The sequence below is a fragment of the Micromonospora aridisoli genome (assembly GCF_056150025.1).
On sequence record NZ_JAXCFK010000127.1, the window covers coordinates 1 to 563 of the forward strand.

Annotated in this window: 1 protein-coding gene; it reads right to left on the reverse strand. The window is 37.5% G+C overall.

Going from position 1 to position 563, the window contains the following annotated elements; genetic code table 11:
• The coding region (locus SM447_RS29705) for a M61 family metallopeptidase (protein ID WP_474576175.1) at positions 1-563 on the reverse strand (563 nt) is incomplete at both ends.

Sequence of the window (563 nt, forward strand, 5' to 3'; positions counted from 1 at the left end):
TATAAGTTTTGGTAGCATTTATTGTACCCAAAAAGTTTTTTTGTGCATTCATCATTTTCTCCATAGCAGGTTTTATACTAGCAGCTGTATGTGTGCCATTTGGAGAGTAGACGCTGATTGTTACTAGGATGTCGTGGAGTTTAAAACTACTGATATCCGGTTTGGAATACATAATTGGATTATCTGTTAGATCAGCATAGCGTGATGCAGCAAAGAGATCTACAGTTGGCGTAGGAGTCTCTTCTTGTAGTTTTTTTAGAGAAGTGACACCTTTTAGCTTTTCTGGATGCATAATTTTTATGCGATAAGGACGCTCTTTATGTCCTTTGAAATAGCCGAGAAACCCGTGTAAATTCAATACAAAATTTTGATCCTTGAGGATATTTGTTCCAGATGGCGAAAAAATATCATGCTCTGACTCTATGTCAAAAGTGTCATTGACCAAATAGGTGATGTTGTCTAGTGGTTTCGTTGTCGTAATGGTCCAGGTATTGGAGTTGGCTTTTGTGACGGGTAACGTATTTCCTTCGGCATCATAAGCTTTTAGATCCTCTATATATTTC